This is a genomic window from Luteitalea sp. (assembly GCF_044337415.1).
In the GTDB taxonomy this organism is placed as follows: domain Bacteria; phylum Acidobacteriota; class Vicinamibacteria; order Vicinamibacterales; family Vicinamibacteraceae; genus Luteitalea.
Genome location: NZ_JBIINP010000378.1, coordinates 1 through 2,784, shown reverse-complemented (window position 1 = coordinate 2,784; position 2,784 = coordinate 1). Strand labels below are relative to the sequence as shown.

General features: G+C 70.5%; 4 protein-coding genes. 1 reads left to right on the top strand and 3 read right to left on the bottom strand.

Annotated elements, in window-relative coordinates:
• A partial coding sequence (locus tag ACIRDX_RS22580; RefSeq protein ID WP_396627485.1) for a PEP-CTERM sorting domain-containing protein occupies positions 1–81 on the top strand: 81 nt, incomplete at its 5' end.
• Between the two features lie 215 nt (positions 82–296).
• Here ACIRDX_RS22580 and ACIRDX_RS22575 read toward each other — a convergent pair.
• From ACIRDX_RS22575 to ACIRDX_RS22565, 3 genes are all read right to left on the bottom strand, one after another.
• The gene (locus tag ACIRDX_RS22575; protein ID WP_396627666.1) at positions 297–1,643 is read right to left on the bottom strand and encodes a Gfo/Idh/MocA family protein; all 1,347 of its coding nucleotides are present in this window, start codon (positions 1,641–1,643) and stop codon (positions 297–299) included.
• 90 nt (positions 1,644–1,733) lie between these two features.
• On the bottom strand, positions 1,734–2,276 hold the full coding sequence (locus ACIRDX_RS22570) for a gluconate 2-dehydrogenase subunit 3 family protein (RefSeq protein ID WP_396627665.1): 543 nt from the start codon (positions 2,274–2,276) through the stop codon (positions 1,734–1,736).
• Positions 2,273–2,784: GMC oxidoreductase (locus ACIRDX_RS22565; RefSeq protein WP_396627664.1), on the bottom strand; the 512-nt coding region annotated here is incomplete at its 5' end. The genes ACIRDX_RS22570 and ACIRDX_RS22565, both read right to left, overlap by 4 nt.

The window sequence follows — 2,784 nt, the reverse complement described above, 5'->3', positions numbered from 1 at the left end:
GAGCCGATGGCGCTCACGCTGTTCGGCCTCGGCCTCGCCGGGGTAGCCGCCGCGAGGCGCAAACCCCGCAGCGCCCGCTGACGGGCGGCCTCGCGCCGCTGCGGCCCCTGCCACCAGGACACGCGGGACAAGGCCGGCCCACAGACGCAACAGCGGACCCCCGGGGCCGGACAGCGCAGCCGGGCCACGCTGTATCGGAGGGGGGCGTGGTGGGGAGACTCCGCCGTACCTCCATACGGCGCCAGCGCCCGCTCGGCTCACACGCGGGCAGCCAGCGCAAGGTCGATGCGGTCCTGCTACGCCAGCTTCCAGCCGTCGCGGTACTTCGGGCGCTTGATGAAGCGTTCGGCGTCGGGCGCGTTGGTGATGCGCATCGCCTTGTGGTCCCACGTGATGGCGTGGCCGACGCGGTAGGCGACGTTGCCGAGGTGATTGGCTTCGGTCAGCAGGCCCGAGTAGGCGAAGTTGCAGGTCGTCGGCGCGCCGGTCTTGCAGGCGTGGATGAACTCCTGGTGGTGCCCGAGCGACTTCGGGATCGACTGGGCCGGCGGCGTGTAGCCGACCCACTTGTCCTCGGGCAGCAGCGCGAACTTCGAGTAGTCGGCCAGCAGCATGCCCTTCTCGCCGATGAACAGCACGCCACTGTCCCACTGCGGGATGCCCTTCTTCGTCCAGATCTCGGGCTTGCGCGTGCCCTGGTACCACGTGAGCGTCAGCGCCGGCTGCTCGCCGTCGGATTCGTACGTGTAGCGCGCCTGCATGGAGGCCGGCGCGAGCTCGGGATGCACGGGCGGTCCGGAGGCCTCGATCGTCTTCGGGTGCTTCAGCTTCAGCGCCCAGAACGGCAGGTCGATCCAGTGGCTGCCGAGGTCGCTCATGGTGCCGTTGCCGAAGTCCCACCAGCGGTACCACTTCGGACCGGGCACATACACGTTGCTGAAGGGACGCGCCGGTGCGGGGCCGATCCACAGGTCCCAGTCGAGGCCGGCCGGCACCGGGTCGATGGTGGCGGGCCGGTCCTGCACGAACACGATGTCCTTGGCGGCCGTCGCCTCGGCCTCGCTGGCGTGCCAGCCCCAGGCGCGCCCCACCCACACGTGGCACTCGGTCACCTTGCCGATGACGCCCGCCTGGATGTGCTCGACGACGCGGCGGTAGTTGTCGCCGGCGTGGATCTGCGTGCCCATCTGCGTGACGACGCCCATGCGCGCGGCGGTCTCGCGGATGACGCGGGCCTCGTGCACGTTGTAGGTGAGCGGCTTCTCGCAGTAGACGTGCTTCTTGAGTTGCAGCGCCGGCAGCGTGGCGAACGCATGCGTGTGCTCCGCGGTGCTCACGGCCACGGCGTCGAACTCGTTGGCGTGATCGAACACGCGCCGGAAGTCCTTGAAGGTGCGCGCCTGCGGGAAGAGCGCCTTGGCCTTGTCGAGCGCGTCCTGGTTGACGTCGCACAGCGCGACGACCTGCTCGCCGCCGAGTCCCTTCAACTGGGCGCCTCCGCGACCGCCGACGCCGATCAGGGCGACGCGCAGCTTGTCGGGCGACTGGGCACGGCCCGGCCTGGCGCCGACGGCGAGCGCCGCGGCGGTGGCGCCGGCGGTGGTGAGGAAAGTGCGTCGATCGGGACGGGAATTCACGGGCATGGGCACGACTCCGGAAGGAAGAGGGGGGCTGATGCGCCACATCTTGTCACGGAGCGAGGGCGAGGCGCCCACCACGCCGTAGGGCGGCCGTCAGCCGTCGCAGCCCTTGAACTCGGCCAGCATCTGCGGGCCGAGGTAGCCGAGTTCGCGGCGCAGGCCGATCTCGCTGCTGTAGTAGCCGTCGATGGTGGCCTGCTTCACGCGCACGAAGGCGCGGACGGCGTCGCTGTCGGGCTGTCGCTCGCGCGCGCTCAGGTCGTCGAGCACCCGCGTCCTGGCCGCGCCAGGCAGTGCGGCGAACGGCCCGCCGGCCATCCGCTGCGCCTCCGCGTCGAGCGCCTGCAATTCCCGGCGCCAGGCCTGCTGGGTCTCGGGCGTGCTGTGCGCCACGACGAGGTCCACGAAGTCGGCCACTTTCGCGGCCCTCGCACCGGGGGAGCGCGGCGTCTCCGGGAGGATCATCTCGGTGAGCACGTCGAGCAGGTCATGCTCGGCGGCCGTGAAGAAGACGGGCACGTACGCGGTACCGGCCTGGCGCCAGGCCAGCACGGCGGCTGTCGCGGCCTCCAACTGCGCGTGCGCGATGCCTGCACTCAGCAGCGCGAGGACCGTTCTCCGGCTGATCGTGCTCATCCGATGTCTCCCGTGCGCAGCCCCTCGGCCAGGTACTCGCTGGCACGCCAGGCCAGGGCCATGATCCAGGTGGTGATGCCGTGGGTGCCGGGGCTGGTCACGAACCCGCTGGCGTCGGTGACGAACAGGTTCGGCACGTCGTGCGCCTGTCCCCACCGGTTCAGCACGCTGGTCTTCGCATCGAGCCCCATGCGTGCGGTGCCGCATTCGTGCGTGGCGTCGCCGAGCGGCTCGAGGCGCTTCTGGTACGGCAGGATCTCGGCGCCGCAGGCGCGAAGGATGCGTTCCATCCAGCCGTACATGTCCTCCATCATCCGCCGCTCGTTGTCGCCGTGGCCGCACGTGAAGCGCACCTGCGGGATGCCGTAGGCGTCGTTGCGGTCGGGGTCGATCTCGAACCGGTTGTCGTAGCGCGAGAGGCTTTCGCCGTAGCCGCGCAGCGAGAGCGTGCTGCCGAACCGGCTGTGGATCTCCTCCTTGAGCGAGGCGCCGTAGCCGGGAATGCCGC

What these genes read in the sequence shown, in the direction of transcription:
- ACIRDX_RS22575 (WP_396627666.1), bottom strand. Translation starts at nt 1,643, where the DNA reads ATGCCCGTGAATTCCCGTCCCGATCGACGCACTTTCCTCACCACCGCC.
- ACIRDX_RS22570 (WP_396627665.1), bottom strand. Translation starts at nt 2,276, where the DNA reads ATGAGCACGATCAGCCGGAGAACGGTCCTCGCGCTGCTGAGTGCAGGC.